General features: G+C 40.1%; 16 protein-coding genes. 5 read left to right on the top strand and 11 right to left on the bottom strand.

Translation table 11 applies throughout. The annotated features are described in order from the left end of the window. The first annotated feature begins 154 nt into the window (after positions 1-154). The 3 genes from E4N80_RS01205 to uvrC all read left to right on the top strand — a co-directional run bounded on the left by E4N80_RS01205 (position 155) and on the right by uvrC (position 4,429). Positions 155-997 (top strand): Rpn family recombination-promoting nuclease/putative transposase, encoded by an 843-nt coding sequence (locus E4N80_RS01205; RefSeq protein ID WP_253699781.1) that lies wholly within the window; start codon positions 155-157, stop codon positions 995-997. Positions 998-1,123: 126 nt separating this feature from the next. Further along, complete coding sequence (gene selA / locus E4N80_RS01200; protein ID WP_253699780.1) at positions 1,124-2,470, top strand: L-seryl-tRNA(Sec) selenium transferase; 1,347 nt, start codon at positions 1,124-1,126, stop codon at positions 2,468-2,470. 3 nt (positions 2,471-2,473) lie between these two features. Beyond that, complete coding sequence (uvrC, locus tag E4N80_RS01195; RefSeq protein WP_253699779.1) at positions 2,474-4,429, top strand: excinuclease ABC subunit UvrC; 1,956 nt, start codon at positions 2,474-2,476, stop codon at positions 4,427-4,429. Positions 4,430-4,539: 110 nt separating this feature from the next. Here the strand turns inward: uvrC and E4N80_RS01190 are convergent, their stop codons facing one another. From E4N80_RS01190 to E4N80_RS01140, 11 genes are all read right to left on the bottom strand, one after another. Next, positions 4,540-6,168, bottom strand: coding sequence for an ATP-binding protein (locus E4N80_RS01190; RefSeq protein WP_253699778.1), 1,629 nt, complete (start codon positions 6,166-6,168; stop codon positions 4,540-4,542). Between the two features lie 77 nt (positions 6,169-6,245). Further along, positions 6,246-6,446 (bottom strand): DUF3791 domain-containing protein, encoded by a 201-nt coding sequence (locus tag E4N80_RS01185; protein WP_002691343.1) that lies wholly within the window; start codon positions 6,444-6,446, stop codon positions 6,246-6,248. Positions 6,447-6,528: 82 nt separating this feature from the next. Then, the gene (locus tag E4N80_RS01180) at positions 6,529-6,759 is read right to left on the bottom strand and encodes a DUF3791 domain-containing protein (RefSeq protein WP_253699777.1); all 231 of its coding nucleotides are present in this window, start codon (positions 6,757-6,759) and stop codon (positions 6,529-6,531) included. 48 nt (positions 6,760-6,807) lie between these two features. Next, entirely contained in the window at positions 6,808-8,790 is a 1,983-nt protein-coding gene (priA, locus tag E4N80_RS01175; protein ID WP_253699776.1) for a replication restart helicase PriA, read from the bottom strand. 19 nt (positions 8,791-8,809) lie between these two features. Beyond that, the gene (locus tag E4N80_RS01170; RefSeq protein WP_253699775.1) at positions 8,810-9,604 is read right to left on the bottom strand and encodes a uracil-DNA glycosylase; all 795 of its coding nucleotides are present in this window, start codon (positions 9,602-9,604) and stop codon (positions 8,810-8,812) included. A 9-nt stretch (positions 9,605-9,613) separates the two neighbouring features. Then, positions 9,614-10,519: an SPFH domain-containing protein gene (locus E4N80_RS01165; RefSeq protein WP_253699773.1), complete on the bottom strand. Its 906-nt coding sequence runs from the start codon at positions 10,517-10,519 to the stop codon at positions 9,614-9,616. 115 nt (positions 10,520-10,634) lie between these two features. Continuing rightward, complete coding sequence (locus E4N80_RS01160) at positions 10,635-11,513, bottom strand: Rpn family recombination-promoting nuclease/putative transposase (protein WP_253699772.1); 879 nt, start codon at positions 11,511-11,513, stop codon at positions 10,635-10,637. A 72-nt stretch (positions 11,514-11,585) separates the two neighbouring features. After that, positions 11,586-12,440 carry a methyl-accepting chemotaxis protein gene (locus E4N80_RS01155; RefSeq protein WP_253699770.1) on the bottom strand — a complete coding sequence of 285 codons (855 nt, stop codon included), beginning with the start codon at positions 12,438-12,440 and terminating at the stop codon, positions 11,586-11,588. Between the two features lie 169 nt (positions 12,441-12,609). Further along, complete coding sequence (locus E4N80_RS01150) at positions 12,610-13,377, bottom strand: oxygen-binding di-iron domain-containing protein (RefSeq protein WP_253699768.1); 768 nt, start codon at positions 13,375-13,377, stop codon at positions 12,610-12,612. 93 nt (positions 13,378-13,470) lie between these two features. Next, positions 13,471-14,232 carry a class I SAM-dependent methyltransferase gene (locus E4N80_RS01145; RefSeq protein ID WP_253699767.1) on the bottom strand — a complete coding sequence of 254 codons (762 nt, stop codon included), beginning with the start codon at positions 14,230-14,232 and terminating at the stop codon, positions 13,471-13,473. Then, a complete protein-coding gene (locus E4N80_RS01140) occupies positions 14,232-14,786 on the bottom strand; it encodes a DJ-1 family glyoxalase III (protein WP_253699765.1) in 555 nt (184 codons plus the stop codon). Before E4N80_RS01140 ends, E4N80_RS01145 begins: the two co-directional genes overlap by 1 nt. 74 nt (positions 14,787-14,860) lie before the next feature. On the opposite strand from E4N80_RS01140, the gene E4N80_RS01135 reads away from it, so the two are divergent. Both E4N80_RS01135 and E4N80_RS01130 read left to right on the top strand, forming a co-directional pair. Then, the gene (locus E4N80_RS01135) at positions 14,861-16,075 is read left to right on the top strand and encodes a response regulator (RefSeq protein WP_253699764.1); all 1,215 of its coding nucleotides are present in this window, start codon (positions 14,861-14,863) and stop codon (positions 16,073-16,075) included. After that, positions 16,062-18,092 carry a response regulator gene (locus tag E4N80_RS01130; protein ID WP_253699762.1) on the top strand — a complete coding sequence of 677 codons (2,031 nt, stop codon included), beginning with the start codon at positions 16,062-16,064 and terminating at the stop codon, positions 18,090-18,092. Before E4N80_RS01135 ends, E4N80_RS01130 begins: the two co-directional genes overlap by 14 nt.

The raw sequence follows: 18,092 nt of genomic DNA, 5'->3' as shown, positions 1-18,092 counted from the left end.
ATTATATAGAATTTTTTTAATTGTTTCAAGCACGGTGAAAACTGTGTATAATTTCATTTTTAAATTTTACTATTTATTGCAAACTTTTCATACAATAATTATGAAAGGGGAGAAATTTTTCTTCTTTAAAAATAATTTTTATGAGAGGTAAAAAATGGAAAAATTGTTTAAAATAACTTTACGAAATGACTACGCTTTTAAACGAGTCTTTGGAGTTGAGGAGAACAAGGATGTACTACAGGACTTGCTGGAATGTATATTAGACATTCCGCCTGAAAACATTGCAGGCTTGGAGCTTTTGGATAAGGAGCTCCATAAGGATTCGATAAGCGACAAAACCGGAGTCTTAGATGTGAAATTACGCCTAAAAAACAATACCATTATCGACATTGAAATTCAAAACAGATGGAACAGCGAGTTTGTTCAAAGAACCATCTTTTACTGGGCTAAAATGTACACTGAAAACTTAAAAACAAGCGAAGTGTATACAAAACTGCCTAAATGTATTACAATAAACATAGTGGGTGAAAGCTTTAATTTGAATTCGCTTATACACAGCGAGTACAATGTGGTCGAAAAGCACATAAACGACAGGCTTTCCGATGAGCTTGAAATTCACTTTCTAAACTTAGCCAAGGTTAAAGAACAACAAGAAAGCTTTGAACAGGACGAAAAGAAAAAGAAACTTTACAACTGGCTGAAATTTATTAAAACTGATAATCTGGAGGTAAGAAAAATGTTAGCACAAGAATCCCCTATGATGACAAAAGCAAATGCAACAATAAACATAATGGAAATGAGTCCAAAAGAGAAGTGGCTCTATGAAAACCGAATGAAATACGAACACGATAAGGCTTCATGGAAACATGTGGGTTATCAAGAAGGAGTTCACCAAAATAAACTTGAAACAGCAAAAAACTTGCTTGCAATGAATTTTCCTATCGAGAATATTGCAAAAGCCACAGGTTTAAGTCTCGAAGAAATCAAAAAGCTGTAAAACTTGATAGCTAACAGCTTTATTCCCCATTATGTATTGAGCATTAGAAACTTGTCCGAAATATAAAGTTGAATTAGCAATTTTCCCTTCCTTGACAAGAGAGGCTTTCTATTCTATACTTCACCCATGGCAAAAGAAAATACAAATCCGCTTGCAAAAATTCCGCAAGTCGAAAAACTTTTAAATGAAGATATATTAAAAAACACGGCGGCTCTTATCGGAAGGCCATTTGTCGTAAAAAAAGCCTCGGAGTATTTGGAAGACATACGCAAAAAGGCAAGGGCCGGAGGAGATGTTCCTTCACTTAAGGCTTGTGCCGAAGGAATAAACAAACTTTGCAGACCCATAATCCGCACAAAAATTACGCCCGTAATAAATGCAACGGGAATAATCCTCCATACAAACCTCGGCCGCTCTCCCCTGCCTGAAAATATTTGGGACAGGGCAAAGGAAACGGCTTCGGGCTATTCTTCTATAGAAATGGATTTGCGGGACGGAAACCGCGGAAAGAGGTTCGAGTTTTTAAATGACTGTATGAGTCTTTTGACCGGAGCCGAAGATGCCCTCATATTGAACAACAATGCGGCGGCTGTTTTTTTAATGTTAAAGGCTCTCGCAGGCGGAAAGGAAGTCATAGTTTCCCGCGGCCAGCAGGTTCAAATAGGCGGAGGCTTCCGTATCCCCGAAATTTTGGAGATGGCAGGCTGTAAGCTCATCGAGGTCGGCACAACAAATATCACAAGCCTTAAGGACATTCAAAAAGCAATAAACGAAAACACGGCCATGGTGCTTTGGGTTCATACCTCAAACTATAAGATACGGGGCTTTACGGAGCAGCCTTCAATTTCAGAAATCAAGGCTATCCTTCCGCAAAACATAATCCTCGCAGTGGATCAGGGCTCGGGAAACCTATCCTTAAATGTTCCCGAAGAGCCTACGGTTTATTCTATTATAAAGGAAGGAGCGGATTTGGTTTGCTTTTCGGGAGATAAGATTTTGGGAGGGCCGCAGGCAGGCTGGATTGCCGGCAAAAAAGAACTTGTCCAAACCGTAGCTAAAAATCAGCTCATGCGCACCTACCGGGTAGGGAGGGCAGTAGCAAGCCTTATGCAGGAATGTCTCATCCTCTATTTAAACGGAGGAGAATCGGCAGCTCAAAGGGCTCTCCTTTTAGACCAAAAGAAAATAAAAAAGCGTGCCGAAAAAATAATTGCAAGTCTAAAAAGCGGAGCCGGCGAATTGGTGCAAAAAAACTTTTCCCTCGGAGGAGGCAGCACCCCCGACACGGGCTTCAGCTCTTGGGCCGTAAAACTAAATACAAAAAGGCCTTGCGAAAAACTAAAAACAAATTTACGCGAAATGCAGATTCCGATAATAGGCTTTATCGAAGAAGACTCTTTTTATATTCATCCTGCAAGTATCGAAGAAAAATACGATGAATATGTAATCGAGTCTTTAAACAAGTGTTTGTAAAAGATGGCGGAAATTACTACGCGTGAAAAACTGCATACGATTGCTCTCTCGGCTCCGAAAACGAGCGGGGTTTATCTTTGGAAGGATAAGGCCGGAACGGTCATCTATGTCGGGAAGGCTAAATCTTTAAAGAACCGCCTCAGCTCTTATTTTACATCGAACCGGGATATTAAAACCCGAATTCTGGTTTCCCGTGCCGAGTCAATCGAGTACATTCAAACCGAAAACGAGTATGAAGCCCTCCTCTTGGAAAATACTCTAATCAAAAAGCATAAGCCGAGATACAATATAAATCTAAAAGACGGAAAAACCTATCCCGTCTTAAAATTAACCAATGAAGAATTTCCGAAAGTTTACCGCACTCGGAACATTAAAAATGACGGCTCAAAATATTTCGGGCCGTTTCCCAATGTTTCGGCCGTCGATATGTTTTTAGCTCTTATAAAACATAATTATACCCTGCGTCAATGTAAGCGATTAAAAAAACGGGAAACTCCCTGCCTTTATTTCCACATCGGAAGATGCAAGGCTCCCTGCTGCGGCAAGATAAGTGCAGAAGAATACGGTAAGGATATAGAAGAAATTACCCTGCTTTTGGAAGGCGAAATGGAAGATGTTTCCGGCACTCTAAAAGAAAAGATGAAAGAGGCGGCAGAAAAAAAAGAGTTTGAAAAGGCCGCCCGTCTCCGCGACGGAATACAGGCAGTCTATGCTCTTCGCGGACAAAACATAGTTCAAGACATGGACCCCGAAAGCCGCGATTATATTGCATGGGCCTTTGAAGGAGCCATGGTCAGCATAGCCGTTTTAAAGATGAGAAACGGACGGCTTGTCGGCCGCGACCTTTACCGTTCGCACAGCTTAAAAGAAGAAGGAGAAATTTTATCCGAATTTATATCGGCTTATTACACTTCGGCAAACGAGGTTCCGCCTAAAATATTTATTCCGCAAGCAGCCGAAGGAAACGCCCTCATCGAAAAATGGCTTAACGAGGAGCTTCATGCAAAGACAAGGATAAGCATTATTCCATTAGAAAAAGAAAGTCTTGCAGCAGAAGAAAGATCAGCAGCAGACAGTCTTACAGAAATCGAAGAAGCGGCTTCCAAAACAATCGGCTACGCCGTTAAAGAGCCTGCACCTTCGGCTGCCCAAGAAGAAAAGCTGAATCTTTCTCCGGCTGAAATTAAACACCACAAGGCAGCTTTGAAGATGGCTCGCTTTAATGCAAAAGAAGATGCTATGCGCCGCCTAAGAGAACAGGGAGATTTTGCCGCTGTTGAAGACTTACAAAAAAGGCTTAACCTGCCCTGCCTTCCGCAGCGTATCGAAGGCTTCGACATTGCTCACCTCGGCGGCACATTTACGGTCGCTGCCCTGATTTCTTTTAAAGAAGGAAATCCCGACAAAAAGAATTACAGGATATTCAGGTTAAAAAATACTGACGGCGTAATCGATGACTATGCTTCGATGAGGGAAGTAATAGCCCGCCGCTATACCCGCCTTCTCAACGAGGGAGCCGACCTCCCCGATCTAATTCTTATAGACGGAGGCATCGGGCAGGTAAATGCTGCAAGCAAAATTGTAAACGCCATCGATCTCGGCATTCCGGTTATCGGCCTTGCCGAAAAAAATGAAGAGGTTTATTTTCCTCACAATTCGGAGCCTGTCATCTTGCCGCGAAGAAGCGATGCCCTCCGCCTTCTCCAAAGAATCCGTGATGAGGCACACCGCTTTTCAAACACAAGGAACAATAAGCTCCGAAGAGCAAACAAACTTAAAACCGAATTTGAAAACCTTCCCCACATCGGCAAAAAAAGAGCCCATGTTTTGTTAAAAACCTTCGGCAGCACGGAAAATCTAAAAACGGCAACAGCCCAAACTCTTTCCGAAACCGCAAAGATTTCTTTCAAACAAGCAGAAGAAGTTTTGGATGCGGTGAGGGGCGAGTGTACGGACTAAGAGAAAAGAAGTACACAGCCGCCAGACAAGCAAAAACAATTTTCATAGGTATTTTGATGTGATATCTCATGATGACTTTAGAGATAAAATCCTTTTTTCATGCTGATGCCCTAGTAATACAAATGATCGACTATCCAATCCTTGATTGTTCTTTTTTGTTCATCAAAGCTTGCACCTACGGCTATTATTTGCTTACCGCTTCCGGAATACTTACCTGCATAGTTTTTCTCTTTAATTTGGTTTACTGCATTTTGAGCTGCAGCATCTTCAGCCGTTCCGTTTGAGGCAAGCTTAAACTCAAAAATATAAACCTTGTCTTTTAATTCTACAATGCAGTCGGCTCGGCCTGTTGTGCAATGAACCTCAGTATGCACAAATTGATTCATAAGAGCAAACACAAGATAAACGGCGGTTTGATAGTTTTGCTCACGCAGAGCAAGGTCTTTTTCGGTTAAGGCATCGTAGGGAATACCCGAAATTATTCCCTTCATCTTTTCCATAAAGAAATCGACATTCCCTTCTCTTACAGCCTTGGTAAATTCCATAATAGAAAACCCCGTCTTATCGTCGGTGATTGAAGTATAGGCAGGAAGTAAGTTATATAAAAAGCCGTAGCGTACCTCATCATTGGGGAAGCCTAAACGGTAAAGTTCAAATTCGCTGTCATAATCTTTAATCGTAAGATAGCCGGATTGGAAGAGTATGGGTAATGGATTGATTGATTCTGCCCTATAAGTTTCTAAACCGGCCTCGTTCATTTTTACGTTTCCATCAAGGTCGGGAATATTATAATAAGCCTTTTTTAAGTATTCAACCAAAAAAGTCGGGGTGCCGGTTGCAAACCAATAGTTGCGCATTGTTCCATCGGCAAAAACATTTAACAAGCTAAAAGGATTATACATATTTTTTCCGTCTTCCGAAAATTTATAGCCGTCATATCTTTGTTTTAATTTGAAAAGAGTTTCCTCATAGCTCAAGTTGTTATTTTCTGCTAGGGCTTTAATTTCAGGTTGGAAACCCGTTTCAAGTTCTTCTTGGGAAATACCGCAAATGGCGGAATAACCGGACAAAAGGCTTAAATCCCGCAAATTATTTAAATCGCTGAATATGCTTACCTTACTGAACTTTGTAACTCCCGTTAAAAATGCAAAGCGGACATATTGATCGGAACTTTTAATAATGCCGTAAAAGCCTTTCAGGATTGTGCGGTAGGTTTCGTTTAGAGCTTCGTCCTTCCACATTGTTTGAAGGAGTGGTTTATCGTATTCATCTATGAGAACGGCAACCTGCTTGCCGGTTTTTTCGTATGCACGGCGGATAATACCCGCAAATCGGCTTGAAAAAGTTGTCTCTGCCTTTTCGGTTCCATATTCTTTTTCCCATAAAGAAAGGTTTACATTTAAAAGACTTTCCAAATCGTCCCTTGTTTCGTATTTTGCAAGATTAAAATCCAAATAGAGTACCGGATACTTCTGCCAGATTTCATGTTTTCCCTTTTCGGCTTCTTCAAGTTTTTCGATAGCCAAGCCCTTAAAGAGCTCTTTTTGCCCTAAGAAGTAGGCCTTTAATGTAGAAAGAAGGAGGCTTTTCCCGAATCGGCGCGGCCGGCTTAAAAAATATGGAGCCGGATTTTGAACCAAATCCCATATATATTCGGTTTTGTCAACATAGAAAAAATCGTTTGTTATAAGTTTTTCAAAACTTTGAATGCCTATCGGCATCTTTCGTGTATTGCTCATAGGCATAGTATAACAGAAAAATACAAAGTTGACAATAAAACAGAAATCTCATAATCTATTCTATCCCAAAAACAAAACTATTTTTCGCTCAACAGCTCTTCTACAAGGTAATCATCGCTCATACAGTGCATATCCGAAATTCCTTGCGACATTAATTTATACACATTAGAATGATAAAATTTTTTAAGAGCTGAAGATAGGCTCACTCCTGTTTTTTCGGCATAGAGGGCTACAATGCGTGCATACTTTTTTTGTAACAAAATAGGATGAGCCGTCATAGAGTTTCACTTCCTGTAAACTTTAAGTATCTATCAATAACATATTGCTTAATAATTGCAATGTTTGACCCGTGATATAAAATCATATTTTGATACCTTTTTCTTTTGCAGCTTCAAGAATATCATTTACAATATAATCTTTATCCTGCGTATGCAGTATATCGTAATTCGGTAAGATATAATCAAACAATAAGCTGCTTTTTTCCGCGAGAGCTGTATATACCTCACTGCCGTCTTTCTTTAGTTTAAGGGCAATATTTTCTATACAAAAAATTGCAAATTCAAGGCTGTTTTTATCCGTTATTCTATCCATTCTGAATATATAATAACATAGTTTTATTTTTTTTTCTATTCCTTCGCTTCACATAAGATTGACCGGATCGGTGTCGACCTCGATGTAGATGCCTGTCATAGGTTTATATTCTTTTACAAAACGGGAGGCGGCGTTTTGGATTAGGGGGAAATTTGAAGAGCGGAGCAAAATCTGTTGGCGGTGATTTCCGGCTATCATCGATAGAACACATTCCGAGGGTCCCATTATTTCGGCTTCGTCTTTGTTTTGTGAAGATAGAATATATTTTAGAATGTTCGCAGCACCTTCTGCGGCCAGCTCGGCTTTTTTTAAGTCCTTGCTTCTAAAGACCAAACGAATCAGACGCTTAAAGGGCGGAAAATCCAAGAGCTTTCTTTGCCCGAGTTCATACTCATAAAACTTTTCGTACTCGTGATTTTTTGCACAAACAATCGAAGGATGATTAGGCTTTAGTGTTTGAATAATGACAAGCCCGTCCTCGCTGAACCGCCCTGCCCTTCCTGCTGCCTGAGTGATAAGAGCGAATGACCTTTCGGCGGCTCTAAAGTCGGGCATTTGAAGGCCCGTGTCCGCAAGGATAATTCCGACAAGCCTTACTTTCGGAAAATTCAAGCCCTTTGCTATCATCTGTGTTCCGAGGAGGATATCTATTTTCCCATCCTTAAAATCTTTTAAGCGGCTTTCAAGACTGTTCTTTTTAGAAACGGTGTCGGTGTCAATCCTCGCAATCGTGCAGTCGGGGAAGGAGCGGGAAACTTCTTCTTCGATAAATTCCGTACCGACACCGGCATAGCCTATATCGAGGGAATTACATTCGGGGCAAAGAGAAGGCGGCCTTGCCTGCATTCCGCAATAGTGACACTTCATTACATTTTCACTTTTATGAAAAGTCATCGGCACGGAACAGTTTTTGCAAAGCATCTCATAGCCGCAGGAACGGCATCTAAAAATATGGGAAAAGCCCCGCCTGTTCAAAAAAAGAATTGTTTGTTTTCCTTCATTTTTGGTTTTGCGTATTTCGCTTATAAGCCTATCGCTCAAAGCTCCCTTTAAGCCGGAAATATTTTCTATTTCGATTTGAGGAAGGCTTCCGCCTGCAAGTCTTTTTGAAAGGGAAAGGAGCTTGATTTTTTTGTTTTGAATCATATTCCACGCTTCAAGCGATGGAGTTGCAGAGCCCATTACCACGGGGCAATTATGCTTGACGGCCAAGTACATCGCCGTCTGGCGGGCATGGTAGCGGGGCACGGAGCCCGACTTATAGGAAGCATCATGTTCTTCATCGATTATGATAAGGCCTATGTTTTCGGCAGGAGCAAAAACGGCACTCCTCGCCCCGACAATCATAAGGGCTTCTCCCCGCCTTATCCTCATCCATTGGTTGAGCCTTTCGCTTCCCGTAAGGCCTGAGTGCAAAACGGCAGCCTGAGAGCCGAAGCGTTTTACGGCCGCACTTATGACCTGATGGGTAAGCCCTATTTCGGGAACAAGGTAGATGACGGCCTTGCCTTCTGCGATTATCTTTTCGGCGGCCTTCAAAAAAACTTCCGTCTTCCCTGAACCGGTTAAGCCGTATAAATAAAAGAATTCTTTTTTGTTTGAGTTTACGATTTTTTCGACGGCCTCTTTTTGTTCATCGGAAAGAGAAAAATTCTTGTCTTCAAATTCGGCTCCCCATTTTAAGTTTTCAAAGGAAACTTCTCTTTTCCCCGAAGGAAGAATTGCGGAGAGAGCTTCGCCGAAGCTGCAAATATAAAAGTGCGAAATCCAAGAGGCAAGTTCTATTTGTGCCTGCCCGAAAATTGTTTCCTTGTCGACCACTCGTTTAATCGGCTTTATTTTATCTTCTCCCACAGGGCTGTCTTTAGGAAACACATCGGATTCTTCTATTATAAAGCCTATCAAATTTCTTGAGCCGAGTTGAACCGAAGCCCTTTTCCCGACAAGGCTCCCGCCTGATTCTTCTATGTTTTTGTAGGTAAAGCTTTGGTAGAGGGGAAGATTAAAGGCAAGAGTCAGCCATTTTGCCATAGATGCCGCCTAGTTATTCTCAATCAATTTGTTGAGTCAATTCGTTGAGGCGGGAACGGAAGAGTTTTAAGTCTTCCCATGCAGGCCGTTTTAGATTAACATCCCTCAAAAGGGCACTTGGGTGATAGGTCGCCATCAGCGGAATGTTTTGGTATTCAAAAAACTTGCCGTGCATCTTGCCTATTCCTTCTTGGGTTTCCAAGAGGTTTTGAAGAGCTACCCGCCCAACTACAAGAATCGCCTTAGGCTTTATCAAGGCAATTTGGGCATTTAAATAATTTCTGCACGCAGCCGTTTCATCGGGCAGAGGGTCGCGGTTATTGGGCGGTCTGCACTTTACAACATTTGTGATATAACAATTATGGGTGCGGTATAATTCGATGGCGGCAAGCATCTTATCCAAAAGCTGTCCGGCTTTACCGACAAAGGGGCGGCCTTGTGCATCCTCATCGGCGCCCGGCCCCTCGCCTATGACCATTACTTCTATCTTATTATCAAAATTGGAAAACTCGCAAGGCCCCTCGCCTGCAACCGTGTTATGCCGCCTCTCGCATAGACGGCAGGCCTTACAGGAAGCAATTTGAGCATAGACCTTTTCAAGAGTTTCAAGGCCGTTTTCCGAATCCGTATCGCTCAAAGGAATTGTTAAGCCGCCCGCTCCTTCCGTTTCCGGTAGAGAGGTATCGGGGATAGCCATCTCCGGGAGAACGGTATCGGCAAAATCTGGATATTCTTCATCGGTTTTAAAACCCGATAGATATTCCGAGGCAGTGCGGAAAAATGTGTATAATGTTTTTTTTTCTTCGGCTTTCATCGGTAAAAACTATTGCCCGCCGCCTTGAGTACCGCTGACCTGAGCGCCGCTCATCTTAGCTTTAAGCTCACGCAAAGCCTTAAGTGTTTCGCTCGCATCGCTTCTAGCTACGGCCAAAAAGTCGATAAGCTGGGGATACTGCTTTAAAAGCTCGCCCCATTCTTTTAGATCATTCATTCGGAATTTTGAACCGGCAGCGGATTTTCCTTCTTCGATCATAAGGTCGGTAAAGACCTTGCTCCTTGCTTTTTCATACTCCGAATAAACATCCCTTATTGTTGTATACAGTTTTAAATCGGGAATTACAAAATCGGAAGAAAGCTCAACCGAAACAATTTCAATTTCGGCATTCTCCCTGTTTTTTAAATCCGAAGTGATTTTATCGTTAAAGGCCGCATATTGAAATTTCAGTTTTTCATATTCTTCAGGATTGGATAAAAAATATTCGATAAATTCGTTTGCGGATTTTTGAGCGGCTTCTTCGACTCTTGTTCTAATAAAATCGTCCAAATCACCTTGGGTTTTTATCGAAGCATTTTTTACAAGGTTTATTAAACTTTCAGGCTTTACGGAAGCCGAAATCTTTAGAGCAAACTTCCAGCGGAAATCGTTTTTTTGTTCCATCACCAAACCGAATTTATCAGCGGAAGGAAGGGCACCTTCATTTTTATACTCAATGTCTTGGGCTTTTAAATTAAAGGTAAGAATTTTTGAATTGGTCGGAACAAGCCTCTCCCATCGCCACATAAATTCGCCCGGAATAATGAGCCTGTCATGATAGCCTCCCGACTTTGAAAGCATTACGCCGTAAGATCCGGCAGGAACGGAAAACTGCATCCACCCGAAAAAAAAGGCCGTGCCGCCTAAGGCAATCAAAATAAAAAGCCAAATTAAAAATGAAGTTCTTTTTTTCATGATATAAGAATAATAACACAAAAAACTCAAGGTTTCAAGTATGGTAGCAGGAGAAGTTCCACAGGAAAAATCAATTGGCAATATGAAAAAAAGCTGTTTCAAAAGCCTGTTGTTTTTATAAGGCTTCTATTTCTTCTTTACTGAGGCCTGTGGCTTGCTCTATTTTCGTAGTGGAATCGCCGAACTGTTTTAATATCTTTGCCGTTTCAAGAGCTTTTTGGTAAGAGCCGTCGGAAAAGCCTTGTTCAATTCCTTGTTGTATGCCAATCCTTAGGCTTTCTTCTCTTTGTACTGCGATGTCCGTATCATAGTCGTATTCTGCTACTAACATGTTTATTACCTCCTTGGCCTTTCTTTGTAAGTATTCTTTTAAGATTCCTTTTTCTATACATATTTTTACTGCATTGGTAAAGCCGTTTTCAGAATCGAGCTGCATTTGCTTTCTTACCTCTTCTACAAAGAGGCTGTATTCTTCAAGCGGTTTACACGCCGTTAGGATTTTGTTTGCCTTGTCAGTATTAATGTTTAAAACCTGCACCGTCAACTCCAAAGACACTTGTTCAGGTTTTGTAATAAAGGCATCCGATAACTTTAGCTTTGTAGTTTCAGGATAGTCTTCTGTACCGTTGTAAAAAACATAAAATTCAGGCGTAGGTATTTTTGATAATTTTCTCAAATACCTGTCTGTCGGTGCTTGCAGTTTTTCGTACAGTCTTGCTATATATTGTAAAAAGCGTAGAGGCATGTTTTCATTTACAGTCGATTGGTGTTCTGCAAGAACAATAATTTTACCATCTACAAGGCAGGAAACATCATTGATTATGTTCATATACATGACGTTATCAAGCTTTATATTTTCTACAGGGCACGAAAGTTGTAGGTTCGTACCATGCAAGGCATTATATAGCGATAAAAAATTATCTTTCGCCTTTTCGTCTTCACTGAAAAGGTCTACAAACACCGAATCTTTGTATTTTCTATTTGCCGTACTCATAGCAGCTTCCTCTCGCTAGGTATATTATAGCATAGATCATCAGATTTTGTAAGGGTTATCCCATTCTTCGTTTTAGTTTTGCTGCAGTAAGGTTCCCAGATGTTCATGGCTTGTTTGGACTGCATCAAGAATTGTCGAGGTATCACGCAAAAAGTTATCTATCTTCTTTAATGACAAAAAGCCTTCTCTTATGGTAATATCCTGTTCTTTTATGGAAGCGGTTATTTCTGCCAGCGAAGAACCCGCTTCTTTAAGAGTTACCGAGTTCTCATCAAAATTAGCCAATACGCCGTTAAAGGATTTTCTGAATTTTGAAAAAAGTTCTATAAAACCGGTCATACTGTTATTTATTTCATCAACCGATTTATTTAATTCTTCCAGTTTTGATTCGATTTTTTTTGCAAAATCTCCGGTTTGGGTTGCAAGAGAGCGAACCTCATTGGCGATAATTCTAAAACCGTTTCCTACACTTCCGGCACGGGCGGCTTCAATCGAAGCATTGATTGCAAGAATGCCGGTCTTTACGGAAACATCCTTAATACCGGACAACATATCCTCAACTTCCGCAGTCCTATCCTTTAGCACCTCAAAAGCGGAAGCTGCATTTTCCGCATTTTCTGCAGTAGCTTCAATTTCGTCAACCCGCTCATGAATTTCTTCTTGAATTACATTTCTTTTTTCTAAAACATTAGAAAGAATTTCATCGACATAATTGGCATTAGATGCAGAAGAACTACTTTCCTTTTGTATTTCTTCAAAAGCGGAAAGGATGGTGTCAAACTTATCCTGCAAATTATCCATAGCTTCGTCAATAATTTTAAATGAATGGGTGGTTACAAAATCAAGAATAATGCCCTTATTATATTGTACAACAATTTTATCTATTAAGTCACCAAAATTATCGACAATGTTCTGTTCGTCAACCATAGAATCTCCCATAAAAACTTTTTGCAGCAAATATCAATTTGCGAAAAAAGTTTTTTCACGCAGTTTGTTTACAAACTGCATACAATAATGCGACGTTTGCCGAAAGGCAAACTCGGCAGATAAACAGTGAGGCTGAATTCCTGCCGAACTGTCTATCATAGCTCCTAAATTAAAACAGGTTTTCGATATAATCCGTACCGCATTTTAAACCGGAAAGCCAATTTAAAAAGTTATCTACTTGTTCGTCCTTATATATCGCACCATGCTGAGGTGCAATCATAGCCGGTTTTAACAGGCGTATCATTTCTACCCATTTGCTGACAATCTTATTGGAAGCCATATATCTGATATGAAAGCCCTCAATCAAAGGAAGATGTTTTTCAAAATCTTCTACAAAAGTAGTTTCATTGTCATCATCAAAAACGGCAGCTCCTATATCCCCGGTAAAAAGAATACGGGAGTGTTCATCGTATAAACCGAATTGCCCCGGAGAATGCATAAAATGTGAAGGAATACACTTCATATTTGAACCTGAAGGAAGCGATATGCTCATTCCTTTATCCGGTATCGGAACCATTCTTGAAAGATCAACTATACCGAAGTGGGGCATAAATCGAACCCAAAGCGAAGAAATATATATTTTCGCCTTTGTAATACCCAGCCATAAAGCTATACCGGAAGAAACATCGGGGTCTTGATGTGAAAAGAAAATAGTATCGATTTTATCAACGGAAATAAAGCGGCTTATAGCCGTAACAACTCTGGAAAAAAGATGAACTCCGCCCGGGTCAAGAAGAACTCCTCGGCCTCTGTCTATGATAAGGTACTGCATTGTTTGAACAGCACCCTTTCTCTGTTTACTTTCCGAGCCCAGCCATATAAATTTATGATCTGCATCTTCATATAAAACAATACCGTCAACGCTGTTATTTTCCATATCAAAACTCCTTAGTATAAGTCAACTGAAATTTACAAAATACAATATATCAACAATTAAGGTAATTTACAAGTATTTTATAGAAAAATAAAGCTACTTTCTCGCTATGAGCACCATAGTTCTTGCCTTTTCGTTATAGGGCGAAAAATCAAAATCACCGTATATCTCTACCGAAGAAAAGCCGGCTGCCAACATAAGCCTTTTTAACTCCACTGCTGAATAAAGACGCTGAACATAGCTGTGGTCGGCCTTCCTGCCCTGCCCATCATAAAGAATCCAGCGGGAACGTAAACCCTCCCAAGCTCCTTCAACGGAATATTCGGTTAAGACAGTAAAACCGCCCCGCTCAAACCATTCGCCTTCGGTAAAATCCCGCACGGCTATCTCTCTTCCCGTCATCTCGAGAATGAACCAGCCGTTAGGCTTTATGGATTGGGCTATGTTTTTTAAGATTTGCATATCTTCTTCGATTGTGCTGCAATAGCCGAAGCTCGTATACATGCTGATAGCCGCATCAAAGGCTTCAGGCCGGACAAATTTACGCAAATCCCCCTGAATAAGCTCTATGTCGACGCCCTCATCTTGGGCCGAATCCATAGCCGCATTTAAAAAAGGGCGGATTAAGTCGATGCCCGTAACCTTAGCCTTTCTTATTGCAAGCTCGATGGCAATCCTTCCGGGTCCGCAACCCGCATCCAAGATTGAAATCCCTGCATTATCCACAGGAACGCCTATTATCCTCAAAACAGATTCCGCAACGGTAGGAGCTTCAGCCCATCTCTGCGTATCAAACATAATCGGAGCATACTCCGCCCAAAAAGTTTCATTTTCAAACCAATCTGCAAGTTTTCCCATTATCGTGCTACCACCTCGGTTTTAAGTTTATTTAATGCGGTTTTTCCGCAAACAGCTTCTACAATTGCGAAGGCAAATTCTTCGGCGGCTCCTGCTGCGCAGGCCGTTATTATGTTTCCGTCCCTGATGACCCTTTCGCCGGACTTGGGTTTTGTACTCAAATCTTGTCCCATTCCGGGGTAGCAGGTATAGTTTTTTCCTTCTAAAAGGCCCCAAGAGCCCAGGGCAAGGGCCGGAGCCGCACAGATTGCAGCGACGATTCCCCCGCTTGTAAGGGTCTTTTTTGCAAATTCTCTGACAGCCTCTGAGCCGGCCAAAGTGCTGCTGTTAGGAAGACCGCCCGGAAGAATAACGGCAATCAGTTCTTCTTCAATTTGCAAGGTTTCTTCCAACACAATATCACAGGTTATAGGAACCTTGTGAGAAGAAACTATAGTTTTCCCTCCGACGCCGACAGTAATCAAATTTATACCGGCTCTTCTTAAATAATCTATGGGCGTAAGAGCCTCAACATCTTCAAATCCGTTTGCCAAAAATAAAAAAGCTTTTTTCATCCGTTCCTCCAATTTACAAAACAATCAAGTTGTACCAACTAGATAATATTATTCCAATATGATATAATAATAACATGAAACAAGTTTTATTGATAGGGATAGCCCCTACTTTACGCTATTATATTACAAAAAAATTACAAGATGTAGGCATTTATGTAATTTATGCCGAAACAGTTATAGAAGCCATTAATATTATGAAGCAGCAGCCTGTGATGCTCATAATAATAGACTATAGTTTTAGTAGAGATGCCTTATTTAATTTCTTTGCCGAAAAACAAAAAACACCGACCTTTGCCCCAATTCCTTCAATAGTATTGGGAAGAAAAATAGCCAAAGTCGACATAAGTCTGTTGGTCTCATACGGAGTAAAAAAAGTAATTTCAAAGCCTGTAAAAGTTGATGAACTTTTATCCACAATAGGCATAATTTTAGAGACGACATTTCCCATAGATCCCACCCCCTGTATTTTGGAAACACGGGTAAATGAAGATGTTATATTTATAGAATTGGCACAAGGTTTAAACAGAGATAAACTTGAACTTCTTCAATTTAGAATTATAGAACTCATCGAGTCTTATAAACTTGTCGAAGCTAAAATTTTAATTATATTGACCGACTTAAATTTAACCTATGCCGATACAACTAACTTGGAATATTTGATAGATAACATACTAGCCGTAAAAGTAGTGTCTCCCAAAAATGTAAAACTTCTCACCCTCAATCAATTTGTAAAGGACTTCTTTTCGCAGAACCCCGACTATAATATGATTGAAGTTGTAGAAAACCTTGGACAGGCCCTTTCCGCTCTTTTACAAACAACCGAAGATAAGAGAGCCGTAGCTCAAACAATGCTGAATGCCGATAATGAACGCAATGAAAACACAAGCAATCTTGAAACACGTTTTAAACTGGACACGGCCGAAAAACTATCTATAGCTGTAGTGGATGATGATTTAGTGATACGCAAAATGATGACCGCTATTTTTTCGGGCTTAAATGCTGAAGTAGAGCTTTTTGAAAACGGGGAAGATTTTTTAAATAAGATAAAAAATGACGTTTACGATGTTGTATTCCTTGATATGATTATGCCCGGCATGAGCGGAATAGACGTTTTAAAAGGAGCAAAAACGAAGGGTATCACAACTCCGTTTGTTATCCTTTCTTCTGTCACTCAAAGGGACACCGTTATCAAAGCCCTGGAAAAAGGAGCTAAACGATACATATTAAAACCTATAAAGAAAGAAACTGTTTTACGCAAAATGGAGGAAGTTCTGGGTGCCTCTCTTTAATAAAAATATTTCAAATTTTAAACTGGGAAAATACTTAAACTCATCAAATGTAGCATACATAATCTTTTCGTCTGACTATATTCCTCTGTTTTGGAGTCCTGCGGCGGAAAGACTTTTACCGGAATACTTGATTAAAAATACAAAAGTACAAATATACGATTATTTAAAAAAAGTTTTATCTGAAGAGGAGTATATCAGACTCTCCATATTTATGAAAAACAATCCCAAAACGGCAACTTTTGAAGCCAAATTCGATAAACCCTCAAGCCTTTCGAGTAAAACTACTTTAAAATGCAGCTTTACTCGGCAAAATGACGGTACTTTTTTTGTAACCATCGACGACATTACCAAACAAAAACTAAAAGAACAGTTTTTGATAATTGCAAAACAGGATGCAGAAAAAGCAAACAGCATGAGGAGCCTTTTTTTGGCCAATGTAAGCCATGAAATAAGGACTCCTATCCAAACAATAATAGGCATGATGGAGCTTATAAAAGATACAAACTTGGATGAAGAACAGAGCGAATACACCCGCCAAGTCAATTTTAGCGCCGAAGTTTTGCTTGCACTTGTAAACGACGTTTTGGATTTTTCAAAACTCGAAAGCGGAAATATGACAATGGAAAGAACGGTTTTTAACCTGACCGATTCAGTTGAGCAGACCGTAGATTTAATTTCGATGGAAGCTCATAAAAAAGGATTGGAAATTGTTGTAGACATAAGCGATAAAATTCCCGACTTTATATATGGGGATCCGGCAAGGCTGCAACAGGTTCTTTTAAACTTTGTAAAAAATGCAGTTAAGTTTACCGAAACAGGCTATGTTTCGGTTTCGGTAAAGGTGGTTCTTGAAAGCAAACCAAACAGTACCGATACTGAAAAACGATTTTCCATTCTTTTTGAAGTTTCAGATACGGGAATAGGAGTCAATAACGAACAAAAATCAAAAATATTCAAGTCCTTTTATCAGGGGAATGCTGCAATAAACAGAAAATACGGAGGAACAGGCCTAGGCCTGGCAATTTCTAAAAATATTGTAACTATGATGAAGGGACAAATAGGAATAAAAGACAATATTCCAAAAGGCTCCGTTTTTTGGTTTAAGATTCCCTTAGTTCCTTCAAAGAAAAAAGCACCTCATGAAAGTACCTTATTGGACAAGAGTACCAGATTTTTAATCGTTGACGATAATATGCAAACCAGAACTATTTTAAAGCGAATGCTTTTAAAATTCGGTTTTGAAGACATAGCCTTGGTCAGCTCCGGAGAGCAGGCAATCGAAATTATGAAAACTGCGGCCGAGCATAAAAGCCCCTTTAATGTAGTCTTCATAGATATGGTTATGCCTAAGATGGACGGATGGCGCCTTGGAGCCGAAATTCACAATGATGATACTCTTGCAGCCTCAAAACTATTTTTGATGATTCCGGAAGGTAGTCTTGGAAGAGATGCAAAGATGAAACTTTTAGAGTGGTTTGACGGCTATCTCTATAAACCTTTAAAATCAAGAATAGTCTTTCATCTGATTAACGATCTCTATCGAAAATTCGCATCATCTTCAGAAAATGACGATGTTTCCGAACTTGAGCCGGTTGAAGCAGGAACCCAAAGTCAACAAAATGGAAATGTACATACTTCCGATGAAGATAACTTTTTCGGCTGTAAAGTTTTGGTTGTAGACGATCATCCTGTAAACCAAAAATTATTAAAGATTATTTTGGAAAAAGCTAACTGTACTGTAAACACGGCAAATGACGGAGAAAATGCCATTAAAGAGGCATCAAAAGAAGAATTTGATATTATATTTATGGACATACAGATGCCCGGTATAAACGGATACGAAGCTACACAAATTTTGAGAGAAAAGGGATATTCAAAACCCATTATTGCCTGTACCGCCGGTTCTCAAGACAACGAACGAAAATTATGCGAATCTATGGGATTAAACGATATAATAAAAAAGCCCTTTAACAAAAAACAGCTTTTTGAAATGGTAAAAAAATATTATAAAAAGTAG

Source organism: Treponema denticola (assembly GCF_024181605.1).
In the GTDB taxonomy this organism is placed as follows: domain Bacteria; phylum Spirochaetota; class Spirochaetia; order Treponematales; family Treponemataceae; genus Treponema_B; species Treponema_B denticola_B.
This window is presented reverse-complemented; position numbering and strand designations above follow the sequence as displayed.

Coding starts and splice junctions, on each gene's coding strand:
- E4N80_RS01205 (WP_253699781.1), top strand. CDS start 155: ATGGAAAAATTGTTTAAAATAACTTTACGAAATGACTACGCTTTTAAA.
- selA (WP_253699780.1), top strand. CDS start 1,124: ATGGCAAAAGAAAATACAAATCCGCTTGCAAAAATTCCGCAAGTCGAA.
- uvrC (WP_253699779.1), top strand. CDS start 2,474: ATGGCGGAAATTACTACGCGTGAAAAACTGCATACGATTGCTCTCTCG.
- E4N80_RS01190 (WP_253699778.1), bottom strand. CDS start 6,168: ATGAGCAATACACGAAAGATGCCGATAGGCATTCAAAGTTTTGAAAAA.
- E4N80_RS01185 (WP_002691343.1), bottom strand. CDS start 6,446: ATGACGGCTCATCCTATTTTGTTACAAAAAAAGTATGCACGCATTGTA.
- E4N80_RS01180 (WP_253699777.1), bottom strand. CDS start 6,759: ATGGATAGAATAACGGATAAAAACAGCCTTGAATTTGCAATTTTTTGT.
- priA (WP_253699776.1), bottom strand. CDS start 8,790: ATGGCAAAATGGCTGACTCTTGCCTTTAATCTTCCCCTCTACCAAAGC.
- E4N80_RS01170 (WP_253699775.1), bottom strand. CDS start 9,604: ATGAAAGCCGAAGAAAAAAAAACATTATACACATTTTTCCGCACTGCC.
- E4N80_RS01165 (WP_253699773.1), bottom strand. CDS start 10,519: ATGAAAAAAAGAACTTCATTTTTAATTTGGCTTTTTATTTTGATTGCC.
- E4N80_RS01160 (WP_253699772.1), bottom strand. CDS start 11,513: ATGAGTACGGCAAATAGAAAATACAAAGATTCGGTGTTTGTAGACCTT.
- E4N80_RS01155 (WP_253699770.1), bottom strand. CDS start 12,440: ATGGTTGACGAACAGAACATTGTCGATAATTTTGGTGACTTAATAGAT.
- E4N80_RS01150 (WP_253699768.1), bottom strand. CDS start 13,377: ATGGAAAATAACAGCGTTGACGGTATTGTTTTATATGAAGATGCAGAT.
- E4N80_RS01145 (WP_253699767.1), bottom strand. CDS start 14,232: ATGGGAAAACTTGCAGATTGGTTTGAAAATGAAACTTTTTGGGCGGAG.
- E4N80_RS01140 (WP_253699765.1), bottom strand. CDS start 14,786: ATGAAAAAAGCTTTTTTATTTTTGGCAAACGGATTTGAAGATGTTGAG.
- E4N80_RS01135 (WP_253699764.1), top strand. CDS start 14,861: ATGAAACAAGTTTTATTGATAGGGATAGCCCCTACTTTACGCTATTAT.